This is a genomic window from Kitasatospora brasiliensis (genome assembly GCF_032654805.1).
In the GTDB taxonomy this organism is placed as follows: domain Bacteria; phylum Actinomycetota; class Actinomycetes; order Streptomycetales; family Streptomycetaceae; genus Kitasatospora; species Kitasatospora brasiliensis.
Window position 1 is genome coordinate 1,538,497 of sequence record NZ_JAUOOW010000001.1, and the last position, 15,140, is coordinate 1,553,636.

Sequence of the window (15,140 nt, forward strand, 5' to 3'; positions counted from 1 at the left end):
GGTCAGTCCAGATAGCCGCGCAGCTGCGCGGCGTAGGCGTGGTCGCGGAGCTTGACCAGGGTCTTCGACTCGATCTGGCGGATCCGCTCCCGCGTCACGCCGAACAGCGCGCCGATCTCCTCCAGCGTGCGCGGGCGGCCGTCGTCCAGGCCATAGCGGAGCTGGACGACCTGACGCTCCCGTTCCCCCAGGGTGGCCAGGACGGCGTCCAGGTGCTGGCGCAGCAGCAGGAAGGTCGCGGACTCGGCGGGCGAGGCGGCGTCGGCGTCCTCGATCAGGTCCCCGAGCGCGACGTCCTCCTCCTCGCCGACCGGGGTGTGCAGCGAGATCGGCTCCTGGGCCAGCCGGAGCAGCTCGCGCACCCGCTCCTCGGTCAGCTCCAGCACGACGGCGATCTCGGCCGCCGTGGGCTCCAGACCGCGCTCCTGGAGCAGGCCGCGCTGCGCCCGGACCACCCGGTTGATCAGCTCGACCACGTGCACCGGCACCCGGATCGTCCGGGCCTGGTCGGCCAGCGCCCGGCTCATCGCCTGCCGGATCCACCAGGTCGCGTACGTGGAGAACTTGAAGCCGCGGGTGTAGTCGAACTTCTCCACCGCCCGGATCAGGCCCAGGTTGCCCTCCTGGACCAGGTCCAGCAGGGTCAGCCCGCGGCCGACGTAGCGCTTGGCGACGGAGACCACCAGGCGCAGGTTCGCCTCGATCAGCCGGCGCTTGGCGATCCGCCCGCGCACCACCAGGGTGTCCAGCTCGCCGGCCAGCGGGTCGGGCGGCGGCGGGTCGCGGTCCAGCCGCTCCTCGGCGAACAGGCCGGCCTCCACCCGGCGGGCCAGCTCGACCTCCTCCTCGGCGGTGAGCAGGCGGATCCGGCCGATCTCGCGCAGGTACTGGCGCAGCAGGTCGGCTGCCGGGCCGGTGTCCTCGGCGGGCTCGGGCCCGGTATCCGGCTCGGGCTCCAGGCTGTCCGGGTGGCCCTGGGGCCGGCCCTGGGCGGGGACCCGGGCGCCGTCCGGGGGCGCCGCCCCGGCCCGGCCGTGATCGGTCTCCTGCTCCCCGGCATCCTGCCGGCCCGCCTTCGGCCGGCCTGCCGGCCCGGCGGGGTTCGCTCGCGTGCTGGTGGTGGTCGCTGCGACGAGGCCTTGCTCCACGGGCATCCCCTCGGGGCGGGCGCGACTCTGGCGGACCCGCGCTGTACGGAGGTGGGACGCCCTCCAGTGTGGGGTACGCCACACTCCGCGGCCGAGACTCGTGCGCCGACTTTTCCACGCGGCCGGTGGTGCGGCAGCGCGCGTTACAGCGCCGCCGCGCCCCGGCTCTTGAGCTGATCGCCGTACTGCTGGAGCTGCCACAGCTCGGTCTGGACCGCGTGCAGCTGCTCGGCCTCGGCCCGGGGGCCGAGCCGCTGGAGGTAGCCGCGGACCTCGGTGATCCGCCGGTCCACCGCCAGCATCCGCAGCTTGACCAGGAACTCCCCCGCGTAGACGGCGTCCGCCTTGCGGCGCGAGCGCACCGGCTCGACGGTCAGCTCGGTGACCAGCGAGCGCACCCGGTCGTCCGGGGACGCCTCGCGCACCGCGCTGGTGAAGTCGGGCAGCGTCGCCCCGTACGCGGCGCCGCCGGCCTTGCCGATGGCCTGCCGGACGGCGGCGTACGGCGGGGTCGGGAACTCGTCCTCGCCGTAGTGGTCGAAGGCCGGGCTGACCAGGTCCGGGTGCTGGAGCGCCAGCTTGAGCAGCTCGCGCTCGACGAACTGGGCCGGGTCGCGCGGGTTGAGCCGGAAGACGGGCTGCGCGGGGTGCTGCGGCTGGACGGGCTCCGGGCGGCGCTGGGCGGCCGCGCCGCGCGGGTTCTGCTGGCGTTCGCGGTCCCAGCGGGCCAGCTGGGAGATCCGGCGGACGACGAACTGTTCGTCCAGGATGCCGAGCATGCCGGCCAGCCGGACGGCGTACTCGTGCTGGATCGAGCGGTCCTTGATCTTGGCGACGATCGGGGCCGCCTCCTCCAGCGCCGCCGAGCGCCCCTCCGGGGTGTCCACCCGGTGCCGGGCCACCGCCGAGGTCAGCGCGAACTCGAACAGCGGGACCGGGTTGTCGATCAGCTGCTTGACCGCCTCGTCCCCCTGGGCCAGGCGCAGCTCGCACGGGTCCATGCCGCCGGGGCTGACCGCGATGGAGGTCTTGGCGGCGAACTTCTGGTCGTCCTCGAAGGCGCGCAGGGCGGCCTTCTGGCCGGCCGCGTCGCCGTCGAAGGTGAAGACGGTCTCGCCCCGGTACTGGGAGGTGTCCATCAGCAGCCGACGGATGATCTTGATGTGGTCCTCGGCGAAGGCGGTACCGCAGGTGGCCACCGCGGAGGTGACCCCGGCCAGGTGGCAGGCCATCACGTCGGTGTAGCCCTCGACCACCACCGCGCGGCCCGACTTGGCGATCTCCTTCTTCGCCAGGTCGATGCCGTACAGCACATGGGACTTCTTGTAGATCGGCGTCTCGGGGGTGTTCAGGTACTTCGGGCCGTTGTCGTCCTCGCGCAGCCGGCGGGCGCCGAAGCCGACCACCTCACCGGCGATGTCCCGGATCGGCCAGACCAGTCGGCCCCGGAAGCGGTCGATCAGCCCGCCGCGCTGGCCCTGCGAGGCCAGGCCGCCCAGCAGGATCTCCTTGTCGGTGAAGCCCTTGCCGCGCAGGAAGCGGACCAGGTGCTCCCACCCCGCGGGGGCGTAGCCGACGCCGAAGGTCTTGGCGGCCTCCTCGTCGAAGCCGCGCTCGGCCAGGAAGCGGCGGCCGATCTCCGCCTCCGGCGAGGCCAGCTGCTCCCGGTAGTAGGCGGCCGCCACCTTGTGCGCCTCGACCAGCCGGGTGCGCTCGCCCTGCTGGTGGCGGGGGCTGTAGCCGCCCTCCTCGTAGCGCAGGGTGATGCCGGCCTGGGCGGCCATCCGCTCGACGGCCTCGGCGAAGGTGAAGTGCTCGATCTTCATCAGGAAGGCGATGGTGTCGCCGTTCTCCTGGCAGCCGAAGCAGTGGAAGACGCCCTTGGCGGGGTTCACGTAGAAGGAGGCGGACTTCTCGTCGTGGAAGGGACAGACGCCCTTGTACTCGCCGCCGCCACCATTGGTCAGCTGTACGTAGTCGCCGACCACCGCGTCGATCGGCAGTGCGCTGCGCACCGCTTGTACGTCTTCGTCCCTGATCCGCCCGGCCACCCCGGAAGTCTACTGGGGCGGCCGGGCTTCAGGTCGTGGCGTTTCGTGCGGTGACGCTCACGCCCAGGCCGCGCCGACCAGTCTGGCGTGCAGGGCCAGGGCCGAGGCGTCCGTCAGGGTGGCGATCTGGTCGACGACCGTGCGCAGGGCGGCGCGGTCGTCCTCGGCCTCCCGGTACATCGCGGTGAACACCGGGTCCAGCCCCTCGGGGGCGCGCTGGGTGAGGACGTACGCCAGCTCGGCGATCACGATCCGCTGGCGGGCCCGCAGCTGGGCCTGCTCGTCGCGCTGCATCACGTAGCGGACGGCGACCGCCTTGAGCACCGCGCACTCCAGCCGGACCTCCCTGGGCACCACCAGCTCGGCCGCGTAGCGGGTGAGCCGGCCCGGCCCGTAGCGGGCGCGGGTGGCCTGCTCGGCGGCCAGGCAGAAACGGCCGATCAGCTGACTGGTGAGGTCCTTGAGCCCGGCCCGGGCGCGCGCGGTGCCGTCGTAGGAGCTCGGCCACCACTCCTGGGCGAGCAGCCGGTCCAGCGCGGCGGCCAGCTCCTGCGGCTCGGCGTCCCGCGCGTAGCGCTCGGCGACCTCGAAGAGCTCGGCGCGCTCGCTCGGGGCGCGCAGCGCGGCCGGGTCGATGTGGCCGGCCTGGAGACCGTCCTCGACGTCGTGGGTGGAGTAGGCCACGTCGTCGGACCAGTCCATCACGGTGGCCTCGAAGCACCTGCGCCCGGCCGGGGAGCCGGCCCGCAGCCAGCGGAAGACCGGCAGGTCGTCGGCGTAGACGCCGTACTTGGTCGAGGCCGGGTCGGTGGGGTGGGCGCCCTTGGGCCACGGGTACTTGGTGGCGGCGTCCAGGGCGGCCCGGCTGAGGTTGAGGCCGACGCTGCGGCCCGGCCAGGGGGCGAGCCGGGCGGCGGGCCGGTCCTCCTGGGGCGCGAAGCGCTTGGGTTCGAGCCGGGTCAGGATGCGCAGCGACTGGGCGTTGCCCTCGAAGCCGCCGCAAGCCTCGGCGGCCTGGTCGAGGGCCTCCTCGCCGGTGTGGCCGAACGGCGGGTGGCCGATGTCGTGGGCCAGGCAGGCCGTCTCCACGAGGTCCGGGTCGCAGCCCAGGGCGGCCCCCAACTCCCGCCCGACCTGGGCGCATTCGAGGGAGTGGGTGAGCCGGGTGCGCGGGAAGTCGCTGCGCATCGGGGCGACCACCTGGGTGGTGCCGGCCAGTCGGCGCAGCGCGGCCGAATGCAGCACCCGGGCGCGGTCCCGCTGGAAGGCGGTTCGGCCCGGGCGCTTGTCTGGTTCGGGGACCCAGCGGGCCTCGGCTGCGCGGTCGTACGGATCGGGGGCGGCGAGGCGGTGCGTGGTGTCATCCATATGCACCTCACCGTACGCCGCACCCCCGACACGCGGGGTGTGCCGCGCGCGAAGGGAAGCGGACGGGAGCGTGAACCGCGGGAGCCCGCGCCCGGGCGCGCCCTCAGCCCTTGATCGCCTTCAGGACCACGGCGGAGGCCGCCTCCTGGCCCTTGGCATTGGGGTGGATCGGGGCCAGGCCGTGGGCCGGGAGCGGCGGCTCGACCCAGCGCTCGGCCTCCCCCGCGCACATGTCGTGCCCGGCCGAGGGCCCGGCGAGGTCCACGAACACGGCGCCGGCTGCCTCCGCGCTCTTCCTCAGCATGCCGTTGAGCTGCTGTTCCTTCTCCACCAGGAAGCCCAGGTCGGCCGTGGCCACGGCGTTGCCGAGCACCGGCAGGCAGCTCGCAGGGTCGGCCGGGAGCAGCCCCGGGTACCCGATCACGTAGACCTTGGCCTTCGGGGAGCGCTTCCTGATGTCCTGGAGCACCCCGCCGAGCCGGACGCCGGCCGCGTCCACCTTGCGCTGGACCTCGTCGGTGCCGTTGCCGGCAGCGTAGTGGTCACGGCAGGGCGACTGGCTGACCCGGTCGGCACTGTCGGTGATCACGCCCTTGACGATGTCCACCAGGTTCTCCTTGGCGCACTGGGTCACGACCTCCATGAAGCCGGCGTCATTGCCGCCGATCCCCACGGTGACCAGCCGGGTGTCCGCGTTCAGCGCGTCCAGCTGGGCCGGGTTGGTGCCGTCGGCGACCTTCTGCGGGCCGGTCAGGTCCCCGGTGCGGGCGCTGCTGCAACTGACGTCCTTGAACTGCCCGGGGGCCAGCGCGAGCGCCTTCGCCACCAGCGAGGGGTAGTTGACCGCGGAGCGGTAGCAGGCGCCCGGCTCGCCGGTCTGCGGCGCGATGTTCATCCCGGCGGTGTACGAGTCGCCGAGCGCGACGTACGGGCCGGTGGGCGGCGGGGTCGGGGTCGGGGTCGGCGACGCGGTGGCGGCCTTCGGCTGGTCGGGCACCGCGCCCGCAAGACCACTCCCCCCGCCGTCCGAACCGCCGGAGCCGCTGCAACCGGCCAGCAGGAGCGCGGCCAGCCCGGCGGTCAGGGCGTGGGTCGGGCGGACGGTCGTCGGCATGGTCTCTCCCCGGGGAAACGAGTCACGGTCGGCTCCTGACGGCGGGCCCGTCCCCCGGGCACCCCAGGGGCCAACGAACGTCCGGGGTCGAAGACTCCCACACCTGCGAAATCGCCACCGGGCGGGCCGAAACCGGCCGGAAACCGTCCCACTCCCCCGGATCCGGCCTCGGCCCCGCCCTGGGAGCCGTCCTCGGACCCGCCCTCGGACCTGCGGCTACTCCGCGTCGCGCTCGTGCTCGGCCAGGAACTGTTCGAAGCGCCGCCCCAGTTCGTCCGCCGAGGGCAGGTCCACCGGCTCGGCCAGCAGGCTCTCCCGGCCCTCCGCGCCCGCCACCGCGTCGTACTGGCCCTCCATGCCGCGGATCGCCGAGCGCAGCTCGCCGTCCCCCTGGGCCAGCTGCTCCTCGATGTCGGCGTGGACCTCGGAGACCCGCTCGCGCAGCCCGGTGCCGGGCAGCACCAGGCCGGTCGCGGACTGCGTCGCCTCCAGCACCTGCACGGCCGCCGCCGGGTAGGCGGAGCGGGCCACGTAGTGCGGGACGTGCACGGCGAAGCCCAGCACGTCGTGCCCGGCCTCGGCCAGCCGGTACTCCACCAGCGCCTGGGCGCTGCCCGGGACCTGCGCCTGCTCGAACCACTGCGGGTAGCCCGGGGCGAGGTCCAGCCGGTTGCCATGCGGCGTCAGGCCGACCGGGCGGGTGTGCGGCACGCCCATCGGGATGCCGTGGAAGTCGATCGAGAGCCGGACCTCGAAGCGCTCCACCAGCTCGCGCACGGCGCGCGCGAAGCGCTCCCACTCGACGTCCGGCTCGGGGCCGGTGAGCAGCAGGAACGGTGCTCCGGCGGCGTCGTGGAGGAGCTGGAGCAGGATCTCCGGCGGGTCGTAGGACGTCCAGCGGTCGTGGTCGAAGACCATCGACGGGCGGCGGGCCCGGTAGTCCACCAGACGGTCGTGGTCGAAGCGGGCCACCACCTGCGGCGAGCCCGTCTCCAGCAGGTGGGCCACCACCTGGCCGCCGGCCTCGCCGGCGTCCATGAAGCCCTCGAAGTGCTGGAGCAGCACCAGAGCGGCGCCGGTGTCGCGCAACTGCGCGTTGGCCGCGGCCACGGCGGCCACGCCCTGCTGATCCAGCTCGTACAGCGCCTGGAAGTCACGCACCGCGCACCCAACCCCGTTCTCTGCTCGTCCCGGCCGACCGGCTTCTCGTCCACTCCAGCGTGCCGGGCGCCGTCGGAATTCCCGCCCCTCCCGGTGCCCCCGTCCGGCCCTTCGGACGACCCGCCCGAGAGGCTCGGCGGGCCACTCCGGACCATGATCGCACCCGGGGGCAGAGCCCCTGGTCACGGCCATGGTCACGACCCCGGAAGGGGCCCGTCCGGAGGGCCCGGGAACGGCCCGCGCGGCCATTCGCGTGCCGCGAAGTGACGCACCGCCTTCTGGCGGGTATCGTCCTCTCGCTGCCTCGCATCGTCGCGTCGTCGCCACGTCGTCCGTAACGCCGTGGGCCACGTCCCGGTCCGGTGCTCGGCCAGCCACCCACGACGCATCTTGCCTTCACCTGGCCGCCTGCTTCCCTTCGCGCTCTCGTTTCCTTCTCGGCCATTTCGCGGACGCACACTGTCCCGCCGCACCTCCCGCCGGACCGGTCCGAGGACCCGTGTCCGTTCCGGCACCCCGCGCCGCCCGTTCCGGGCCGCCGCCCCCGCCCCGTTCGACCGGACCTCCGGCGTGCGCGGGTACCCGGCGGACGGACCCGGGCGCAGGCGTACCCAGACCAGCGCACCCCTTGCCGCACCCCGGCGTGGGAGGCACCCTCCGACCGATGAAGGACCAAGGTTCCGTGCCCGTACCTGTCATCCTCACCGGCCGCACCGTGCGGCTGGAGCCCCTTGCCGCGCACCATGCCGAGGCCATCGCCGAGGCCGGCGCCGAGGACCGTACGACCTACGCCTTCACGCCCGTCCCGCACGGCCTGGAAGCGGCCCGCGACTACGTCGCCCGGGCACTCGCCGACCAGGCCGCGGGCCGGTCGCTGCCCTTCGCGACCGTGAACCTCGCCGACGGCCGGGTGGTCGGCTCCACCCGGTTCCTGGAACTCGACTACTGGCAGGGCCCGATGGTGTGGCCGCCCGTGCCCGGGGTCCCGTTCGGCGATCCGGCCACGGCCGTCCCCGACGCCGCCGAGATCGGCAACACCTGGCTCTCGCCGAGCGCCCAGGGCACCGGCATCAACACCGAGCAGAAGCTGCTGATGCTCCGCCACGCCTTCGAGACCTGGGGCGTGCAGCGGATCTCGCTGCGCGCGGACGCCCGCAACCTGCGCTCGTGCGCCGCGATCGAGCGGCTCGGCGCGACCTCCGAGGGGGTCCGCCGGGCGCACTCGCGCGGGTTGGACGGGATGGTGCGCTCGACCGCGTTCTACTCGATCCTGGACGACGAGTGGCCGGCCGTGCGGGACATCATCGAGCTGCGGATCGCCAACGCCACCTCGCCGAGCGCCCCGGACCCGGCGATCAACCAGGAGTGCCTTAGACAGGGCGGCAACGGCGGGCAGCTGATGATCACGGCCTGAAGCCGAGCGACCGGTAGCCGTACCGGGCCAGGTGCAGGACGGTCGGCAGGGTCGTGTGGTCGTCCCAGGCCCGGTGGCGGCTCGGATCGGCCTCGACCAGGACCTCGGTCGGCCGCCAGCCGTCCCGCACCCGGGACACCCGGACGCTGAAGATCTCCGCGCCGCCGACGCTTCGGTACAGGTGCAGGACGCCCTCGGAGGCGACGGCGACCCAGCGTTCGTCCGTGTCCCGGGCCCGCAGGCCGCGCCTGATCCGCTCCCAGTCGGCGTCCGACCAGGCCACGGCCGGCGCCGGGTGCGGGCGGGGCAGGCTGATCGGCCTCAGATGCGGTTCGCCGGCCGCGCGGACGCTGCCCGGTTCGGGGAACGCCCAGGCGGGCAGCGGCTCGCAGGCGTCCAGCCAGGCGCGCGGGATGCCCGCGCTGCCGGTGTGCGCGGCGACCACTCCCCCGGTGATGGCGGCGACGGTGTCCATGTCGCCGCCGGCCGCGATCGCTTCCCACACGGCGGCGCGGTAGTCGGTCAGGTTCCGGGCGGCGCACCACAGCGCGTACGGGACGGTGTCGGCCGCGGACGTCCGGCTGCCGTTGCCGAGCGCCCGCGCGGCGACCCGGAGGTCCGGCTGGGAGAGCAGTCGGCGGGCTTCCTCGACGCCGTCCTTGACGGCCCCGTTCGGGGTGAGGTCGGCCACGGCCTTCAGGAAGCCGTCCGGCGCCATCGGCCGGGTGCGCGTGTGCGCGGCGTACGCGGCCGCCACCGCGACCGCGATCGCCCCGTCCACCGCCTGCGGGTGGGTGTGGGTGATCAGGGCGGTGTCCGCGGCGGGGCGCACCACCGCCCGCGGGTCCTCGGCGTGGGCGGCGCCGAGCGGGGCGACCCGCATCGCGGCGCCGTTGCCGTACGAGCCCTGGCCGTCGAAGAGTTCGGCGGCCAGTCGCTCGGCGTCGCCGCCCTCACGGATCAGCCGCAGCAGCCGGTTGGCGGCCGGGCCGTAGCCGCGGTCGAAGTCGTGGCGCAGGGCGAAGGCGTAGGTGAGGTCGAAGGTGTCGATCGCGCCGCGCTCGGTCTGGGCGGCGTACACCGAGCAGGCCATCTCGGTGTCATCGGTCCACGGCCAGGGGCCGGGCGGTTCGGTGCGGGCCGCGAGATGGGCCCGGGCGGTCTCCGGGACGAAGAACTGGGCGCCGAGGGCGTCGCCGACGCAGAGGCCGAGGAGCGCGTCCAGCGCGGGGCCGCCATGGGGAAATGGAATGGTCATATGGCCCCAAGCTCAGCGGCTCGACCGACGGTCCGTCAACACCCGTGACCGCGAGCCCCACCGACGAGGGATGTTTCGCATACCTCCGATCCCGGCGGGCAGGCACCCCGGCATGACCCCCGCGAACCTCCTCGACCCGGTCGCCCTGCTCGGCGCCGATCAGCAGCACATCGCCACCCGGGCGCAGCTGCGCCGGCTCGGGGTGCCCTCCGGCACCATCGCCCACCGGCTGCGGCCGGGCGGCCCCTGGCAGCAGGTGCTGCCCCGGGTGATCTGCCTCCAGAGCGGGCGGCTGACGTTCCATCAGAAGCTGCGGGCCGCACTGGCGTACGCGACGCCGAAGGGGCGCGAGCCGCGGTCCGGGGAGGTGCTGCTGACCGGCTTCGCGGTGCTGTCCGAGGCCGGGCTGCCGAGCGCCGGGCACCCGGCCGACCTGAACTCCGTCGATGTGCTGATTCCCGCTCAACGGCGCGTCGGGGACAGGGAGTTCGTCCGGGTCCACCGGGCCTCCGGGGCGATGCCGGGCGGCTTCGAGCGGGACGACGGCCTGTGGAGCACCACCGTCTCCCGGGCGCTGGCGGACCTCGCGCCACGGGAGACGGGGCAGCGCCGGTTCCGGGCGCTGTGCGCGGAGGCCGTCCAGCGGCGGCACTGCGAACTCGGGGAACTGCTCGACCAGTTGCTGACCCGGCCGGGCGCGCTCGGACTGCCCCAGGTGGCCCGGGTGGTGGAGGACCTGACGGTCGGGGTGCGGTCCGTGGTGGAGGGCGAGGCCCGCGAACTGCTGGCGCACGCGGGCCTGCCGGAGCCGCTGTGGAATCCGGTGCTGTTCCTGGACGGCCGCTTCCTCGCCGTCCCGGACGCCTACTGGCCGCACGCCTGCGTGGCCCTGGAGATCGACTCCCGCGCCTGGCACCTGCGCCCGGCCGAGCACGAACGCGGTCTGGCCCGCGCCAACCGCCTCACCGCCGCCGGCCTCCCGGTGGTCCGCACCACCCCGACCCAGCTCCGCCGGGACCCGTCCCCCGTCCTGCACGAACTGACCGCCCTGGTCACCACCGGCCCTCACGCCCCACACCCCCGCATCACCTGGCGCCGGGCGCGGTGACGGCCCCCTAGGCCGTCGAGCCGTGCCGGGCACCGGCCTCCTCGGCGGCGGCGACCAGGCGGCGCAGCTCGGCGAGGTGCGCGGTGAGGGCCGCCCGGCCCGCGCCGGTGGCAGCGAGCCAGGTGCGCGGGCGCTTGCCGACGTACCCCTTCTTCACGGCGACGTACCCGGCCTCTTCGAGGGCGGTCGCGGCCTTGCTGAGGACGGAGTCGGAGACCTCGCAGTGGTCCCGGACGGCGCCGAACTCGGCCTCCTGGCAGGCGCCGAGGAAGGCCAGCACGGTGAGCCGGGTGGGGTGCTGGAGCAGCGGGTCGAGGGCGGGTGGCATCAGCGGGCCTCCGCGCGGCGCCGGACCACCCGGTTCAGCCGGCCGGTGGCCGCCCAGAACGCGAACCCGGCCGCGAACCCGGCGGTGGTGGCGATCCACCGCGGACCGCCGCCGGCCAGCCAGGCGATCGCCATGCCCGCCACGCCCGCCCCGCACACCCCGAGGACCCCCAGCACGACGGGGCCGCCGATGCCGGACGGCACGCCGCGCCGGACGATGCCGTCGCTGCGCATCGCGATTCGGGCGGCGGCGCCGGACACCGCGCCGAAGGCGCCGCCCAGCACCCCGAGCAGCCAGTGCTGTCCGGACTCGATCGCCTGGCCGACGCCGAGCCCGTAGGCGGCGAAGGCGAACGCGAAGAACCCGCCGTACCAGCCGGGCATCCGGCCCGGACGCTGGGCGGCCTCCCGGGCGTGTTCGGCCAGGCGCAGGGCCTCGGCGGCGGGCAGGCCGGCGGTGGAGTCGCTCATGGGATCCCCCTCGGAGACGGTGGTGATTCCACTATGGCATGTGTTTTCCATGTTGGAAAGTACTTTCCAGGGGGCGAGTGGGGCGCGGCCGCCGGGGCCCGGGGCAGAAAGCCGGGAGCCGGGGCGGGCCCGGGAGGCGGGCAGGCCGACCGCGGCCGGGCAAGACCGCGGCCCCCGCCCCGGGAGGGGGCGAGGGCCGTGGACCGCGCGTCGAAGGGGCCGGGTCAGCAGCGGGAGTCGATCTCCTGGAACGTGGCGTAGTGGTCGGCGGACCAGTACTGCTCGCCGGCGTCGCCGGTGACGACGCGGCGGGTGCCGCGGTCGTTGGAGCCCGGGGTGACCACGGTGAACTCGTGGTAGTAGCCGTTGCCCTTCTTGGGGAGCCGGCTCTCGCGGTTCTCGAAGACGATGCCGTCGCGGTTGTAGGGGTACGGCCCGCCCTTGGCGATCAGGGTGAGGGTGTCCACGGCCTGGCTGGGGAGCTTGCTGCGGCAGACGTCGTCCAGCGAGGCGTCGCTGGGGACCCAGCCGCCGGCCGGGGCGGAGGTGGCGCCGCCGGGAGGCGGGGTCGGCTTGGGGGCCGCGGGCTTGGGCGCCGACGTCCCGGACGCCGAGGCGCTCGCGGCGGCGGTGGAATGGCCGCTCCCCTTGCCACCGGTGAGGAGGTACCCGGCGCCGGCCAGGACCGCCAGGATCAGCACGGCCACCACGACGAGCGGGTTTCTGCGGTTGGTCATGCGGTCCAGCTTGGCAGGCGCCCGGCGCGCGCCGGGCCAGCTACACACGTGGCCGCCGCCACACTGCCCGGACGCGGAAGAACGGCCGGGCGGGGACGGACGCCATTGTCCGTTCCCGCCCGGCCGTTTCACGTACGCCGGTTCTCCTGCGCCGAGCTCCGGTGCACGCCCTCCCGACGGGAGGGAAAGCGGTCAGTCGTACCCGCGCGTGAGGTGGGGATGCCTACCCTCCTCAGCGCGAGTCGCTGCCCGCCGACTCGATGGCGGCGCGGCCGGCCTCCAGGCGCGCCACCGGGATCCGGAAGGGGGAGCAGGAGACGTAGTCCAGCCCCACCTCGTGGAAGAAGTGGACCGAGTCCGGGTCGCCGCCGTGCTCGCCGCAGACGCCGAGCTTGAGGTCGGGGCGGGTGGCCCGGCCGGCCTCGACGGCGTGCTTGACCAGCGAGCCGACGCCGTCGCGGTCGATGGTCTCGAACGGGGAGACCCCGAAGATGCCCTTCTCCAGGTAGGCGGTGAAGAACGAGGCCTCCACGTCGTCCCGGGAGAAGCCCCAGACCGTCTGGGTCAGGTCGTTGGTGCCGAAGGAGAAGAACTCGGCGGCCTCGGCGATCTGCCCGGCGGTCACCGCGGCGCGCGGCAGCTCGATCATGGTGCCGAGCTTGATGTCCAGCTGGACGCCGGTGGACTGGGCGACCTCGGCGAGCACCCGCTCGCACTCGTCGCGGACCAGCTCCAGCTCCTGGACGGTGCCGACCAGCGGGATCATCACCTCGGGGCGCGGGTCCCCGCCGGCCAGCTTGCGCTCGGCGGCGGCTTCGGCGATGGCCCGGACCTGCATGCCGAACAGGCCGGGGATGACCAGGCCGAGGCGCACGCCGCGCAGGCCGAGCATCGGGTTCTGCTCGTGCAGCTTGTGCACCGCCTGGAGCAGCCGCAGGTCGTTCTCGTTCGGGTCCTTGCGGGCCTCGGCGAGGGCGACGCGCACCGACAGCTCGGTGATGTCCGGCAGGAACTCGTGCAGCGGCGGGTCCAGCAGGCGGACGGTGACCGGCAGGCCGTCCATCGCCTGGAACAGCTCCAGGAAGTCGCCCTTCTGGAGCGGCAGCAGGGTGGAGAGGGCGAGCTCGCGGTCCTTGTCGTTGTCCGCCAGGATCAGGTGCTCGACCTCCTTGCGGCGCTCCTCGCCGAGGAACATGTGCTCGGTGCGGCACAGGCCGATGCCCTGGGCACCGTAGCGGCGGGCGCGCGAGCCGTCCTCGGCGTTGTCGGCGTTGGCGCGCACGGCCAGCCGGCGGCGGCCGTCGGCGTGCGACATCAGCCGGTGCACGGCCTGGACCAGACCGCCCTGGACGTCGGCGCCGGCGTGCAGGGTGCCCTCGAAGTACTCGACCACGGGGGACGGCAGGACGGGCACCTCGCCGAGGTAGACCTTGCCGGTGGCGCCGTCGATCGAGACGACGTCGCCCTCGTGGATCACCTGGCCGTCGGCGGTGGTGAAGCGGCGGGCCTTGGTGTCGACCTCCAACTCCTCGGCGCCGCAGACACAGGTCTTGCCCATGCCGCGGGCGACCACGGCCGCGTGCGAGGTCTTGCCGCCGCGCGAGGTCAGGATGCCCTCGGCGGCGATCATGCCGTCCAGGTCGTCCGGGTTGGTCTCGCGGCGGACCAGGATGACCTTCTCGCCGGAGCGGGACCACTTGACGGCGGTGTACGAGTCGAAGACGACCTTGCCGATCGCGGCGCCCGGCGAGGCGGCCAGGCCCCAGGCGATCTGCTGCGACTCGGTGTTGGGGGCGAAGCGGGGGAACATCAGCTGCGAGAGCTGGCCGCCGGTGACCCGCATCAGGGCCTCGTCCAGGTCGATCAGGCCCTGGTCGACCAGCTGGACGGCGATCCGGAAGGCGGCCGCGGCGGTGCGCTTGCCGACGCGGGTCTGGAGCATCCAGAGCTTGCCGCGCTCGATGGTGAACTCGATGTCGCAGAGGTCGCGGTAGTGGTTTTCGAGCTTCTGCATGATCGCCATCAGCTCGTCGTAGGACTTCTTGTCGAGCTTCTCCAGCTCGGCCAGCGGCAGGGTGTTGCGGATGCCGGCGACGACGTCCTCGCCCTGGGCGTTGGACAGGTAATCGCCGTAGACGCCCTGGGTGCCGGTGGAGGGGTCGCGGGTGAAGGCGACGCCGGTGCCGGAGTCCTCGCCGAGGTTGCCGAAGACCATGGTGCAGACGTTGACCGCGGTGCCCAGGTCGTTCGGGATGCGCTCCTGGCGGCGGTACAGCCGGGCGCGGTCGCCGTTCCAGGAGTGGAAGACGGCGTGGATGGCGAGGTCCATCTGCTCGCGCGGGTCCTGCGGGAAGGCCCGGCCGGTCTCGCGCTCGACGATGCCCTTGAACACCTCGACCAGCGTCTTGAGGTCGTCGGCGTCCAGGTCCAGGTCGTTGACGGTGCCCTTGGCGTGCTTGGCCTCGTCCAGGGCCTCCTCGAACAGCTCGCCGTCGACGCCCAGCACGGTCTTGCCGAACATCTGGACCAGGCGGCGGTAGGAGTCCCAGGCGAAGCGCTCGTTGCCGGACTGGGCGACGAGGCCGGCCACCGACGCGTCGGAGAGGCCGATGTTGAGGACGGTGTCCATCATGCCGGGCATGGAGAACTTCGCGCCGGAGCGCACCGAGACGAGGAGCGGGTTGTCGGCCTGGCCGAGCTTCTTGCCCATCTCCTGCTCCAGCGCGTCCAGGTGGGCGCTGATCTCCTCGTGCAGCGAGGACGGCTCGCTGCCGGTCTCCAGGAAGACCTTGCAGGCCTCGGTGGTGATGGTGAACCCCGGAGGGACGGGGAGGCCAAGGTTGGTCATCTCGGCCAGGTTCGCGCCCTTGCCGCCGAGAAGGTCCTTGAGGTCCTTGTTTCCTTCGGTGAAGGAGTAAACAAACTTCTGCTGGGACGGCACGGGTCGGTCTCCTCGTCGCGGTTGCCCTGACGCCGGAGAACA

12 protein-coding genes are annotated in these 15,140 nt (G+C 73.7%); 2 read left to right on the forward strand and 10 right to left on the reverse strand.

The features are described 5' to 3' along the window. Positions 1 to 2: 2 nt before the first annotated feature. From QWJ13_RS07055 to QWJ13_RS07075, 5 genes are all read right to left on the reverse strand, one after another. Entirely contained in the window at positions 3 to 1,154 is a 1,152-nt protein-coding gene (locus QWJ13_RS07055) for an RNA polymerase sigma factor (protein ID WP_432277438.1), read from the reverse strand. Between the two features lie 137 nt (positions 1,155 to 1,291). Beyond that, positions 1,292 to 3,199 (reverse strand): DNA primase, encoded by a 1,908-nt coding sequence (dnaG, locus tag QWJ13_RS07060; protein WP_316521273.1) that lies wholly within the window; start codon positions 3,197 to 3,199, stop codon positions 1,292 to 1,294. 57 nt (positions 3,200 to 3,256) lie between these two features. Beyond that, positions 3,257 to 4,567, reverse strand: coding sequence for a deoxyguanosinetriphosphate triphosphohydrolase (locus QWJ13_RS07065; protein ID WP_316521275.1), 1,311 nt, complete (start codon positions 4,565 to 4,567; stop codon positions 3,257 to 3,259). A 103-nt stretch (positions 4,568 to 4,670) separates the two neighbouring features. Further along, positions 4,671 to 5,681 (reverse strand): SGNH/GDSL hydrolase family protein, encoded by a 1,011-nt coding sequence (locus QWJ13_RS07070; protein WP_316521277.1) that lies wholly within the window; start codon positions 5,679 to 5,681, stop codon positions 4,671 to 4,673. Between the two features lie 216 nt (positions 5,682 to 5,897). After that, positions 5,898 to 6,842 (reverse strand): PAC2 family protein, encoded by a 945-nt coding sequence (locus tag QWJ13_RS07075; RefSeq protein WP_316521279.1) that lies wholly within the window; start codon positions 6,840 to 6,842, stop codon positions 5,898 to 5,900. Between the two features lie 682 nt (positions 6,843 to 7,524). Between QWJ13_RS07075 and QWJ13_RS07080 the strand changes: the two genes are divergently transcribed. After that, the gene (locus QWJ13_RS07080) at positions 7,525 to 8,256 is read left to right on the forward strand and encodes a GNAT family N-acetyltransferase (RefSeq protein WP_316521280.1); all 732 of its coding nucleotides are present in this window, start codon (positions 7,525 to 7,527) and stop codon (positions 8,254 to 8,256) included. Here QWJ13_RS07080 and QWJ13_RS07085 read toward each other — a convergent pair. Then, positions 8,246 to 9,514: an ADP-ribosylglycohydrolase family protein gene (locus tag QWJ13_RS07085; protein ID WP_316521282.1), complete on the reverse strand. Its 1,269-nt coding sequence runs from the start codon at positions 9,512 to 9,514 to the stop codon at positions 8,246 to 8,248. The two genes, QWJ13_RS07080 and QWJ13_RS07085, sit on opposite strands and share 11 nt — an antisense overlap. A gap of 112 nt (positions 9,515 to 9,626) precedes the next feature. Between QWJ13_RS07085 and QWJ13_RS07090 the strand changes: the two genes are divergently transcribed. Continuing rightward, positions 9,627 to 10,622 (forward strand): hypothetical protein, encoded by a 996-nt coding sequence (locus QWJ13_RS07090; protein ID WP_316521283.1) that lies wholly within the window; start codon positions 9,627 to 9,629, stop codon positions 10,620 to 10,622. A 7-nt stretch (positions 10,623 to 10,629) separates the two neighbouring features. Here QWJ13_RS07090 and QWJ13_RS07095 read toward each other — a convergent pair whose 3' ends face one another. From QWJ13_RS07095 to ppdK, 4 genes are all read right to left on the reverse strand, one after another. After that, positions 10,630 to 10,950: a transcriptional regulator gene (locus QWJ13_RS07095; RefSeq protein WP_316521285.1), complete on the reverse strand. Its 321-nt coding sequence runs from the start codon at positions 10,948 to 10,950 to the stop codon at positions 10,630 to 10,632. Next, entirely contained in the window at positions 10,950 to 11,420 is a 471-nt protein-coding gene (locus QWJ13_RS07100) for a hypothetical protein (protein ID WP_316521286.1), read from the reverse strand. The genes QWJ13_RS07095 and QWJ13_RS07100 overlap by 1 nt, the downstream gene beginning before the upstream one ends. A gap of 224 nt (positions 11,421 to 11,644) precedes the next feature. Beyond that, positions 11,645 to 12,157, reverse strand: coding sequence for a ribonuclease (locus QWJ13_RS07105; protein ID WP_316521288.1), 513 nt, complete (start codon positions 12,155 to 12,157; stop codon positions 11,645 to 11,647). Positions 12,158 to 12,389: 232 nt separating this feature from the next. Further along, positions 12,390 to 15,098, reverse strand: coding sequence for a pyruvate, phosphate dikinase (gene ppdK, locus QWJ13_RS07110; RefSeq protein ID WP_316521289.1), 2,709 nt, complete (start codon positions 15,096 to 15,098; stop codon positions 12,390 to 12,392). Positions 15,099 to 15,140: the final 42 nt, after the last annotated feature.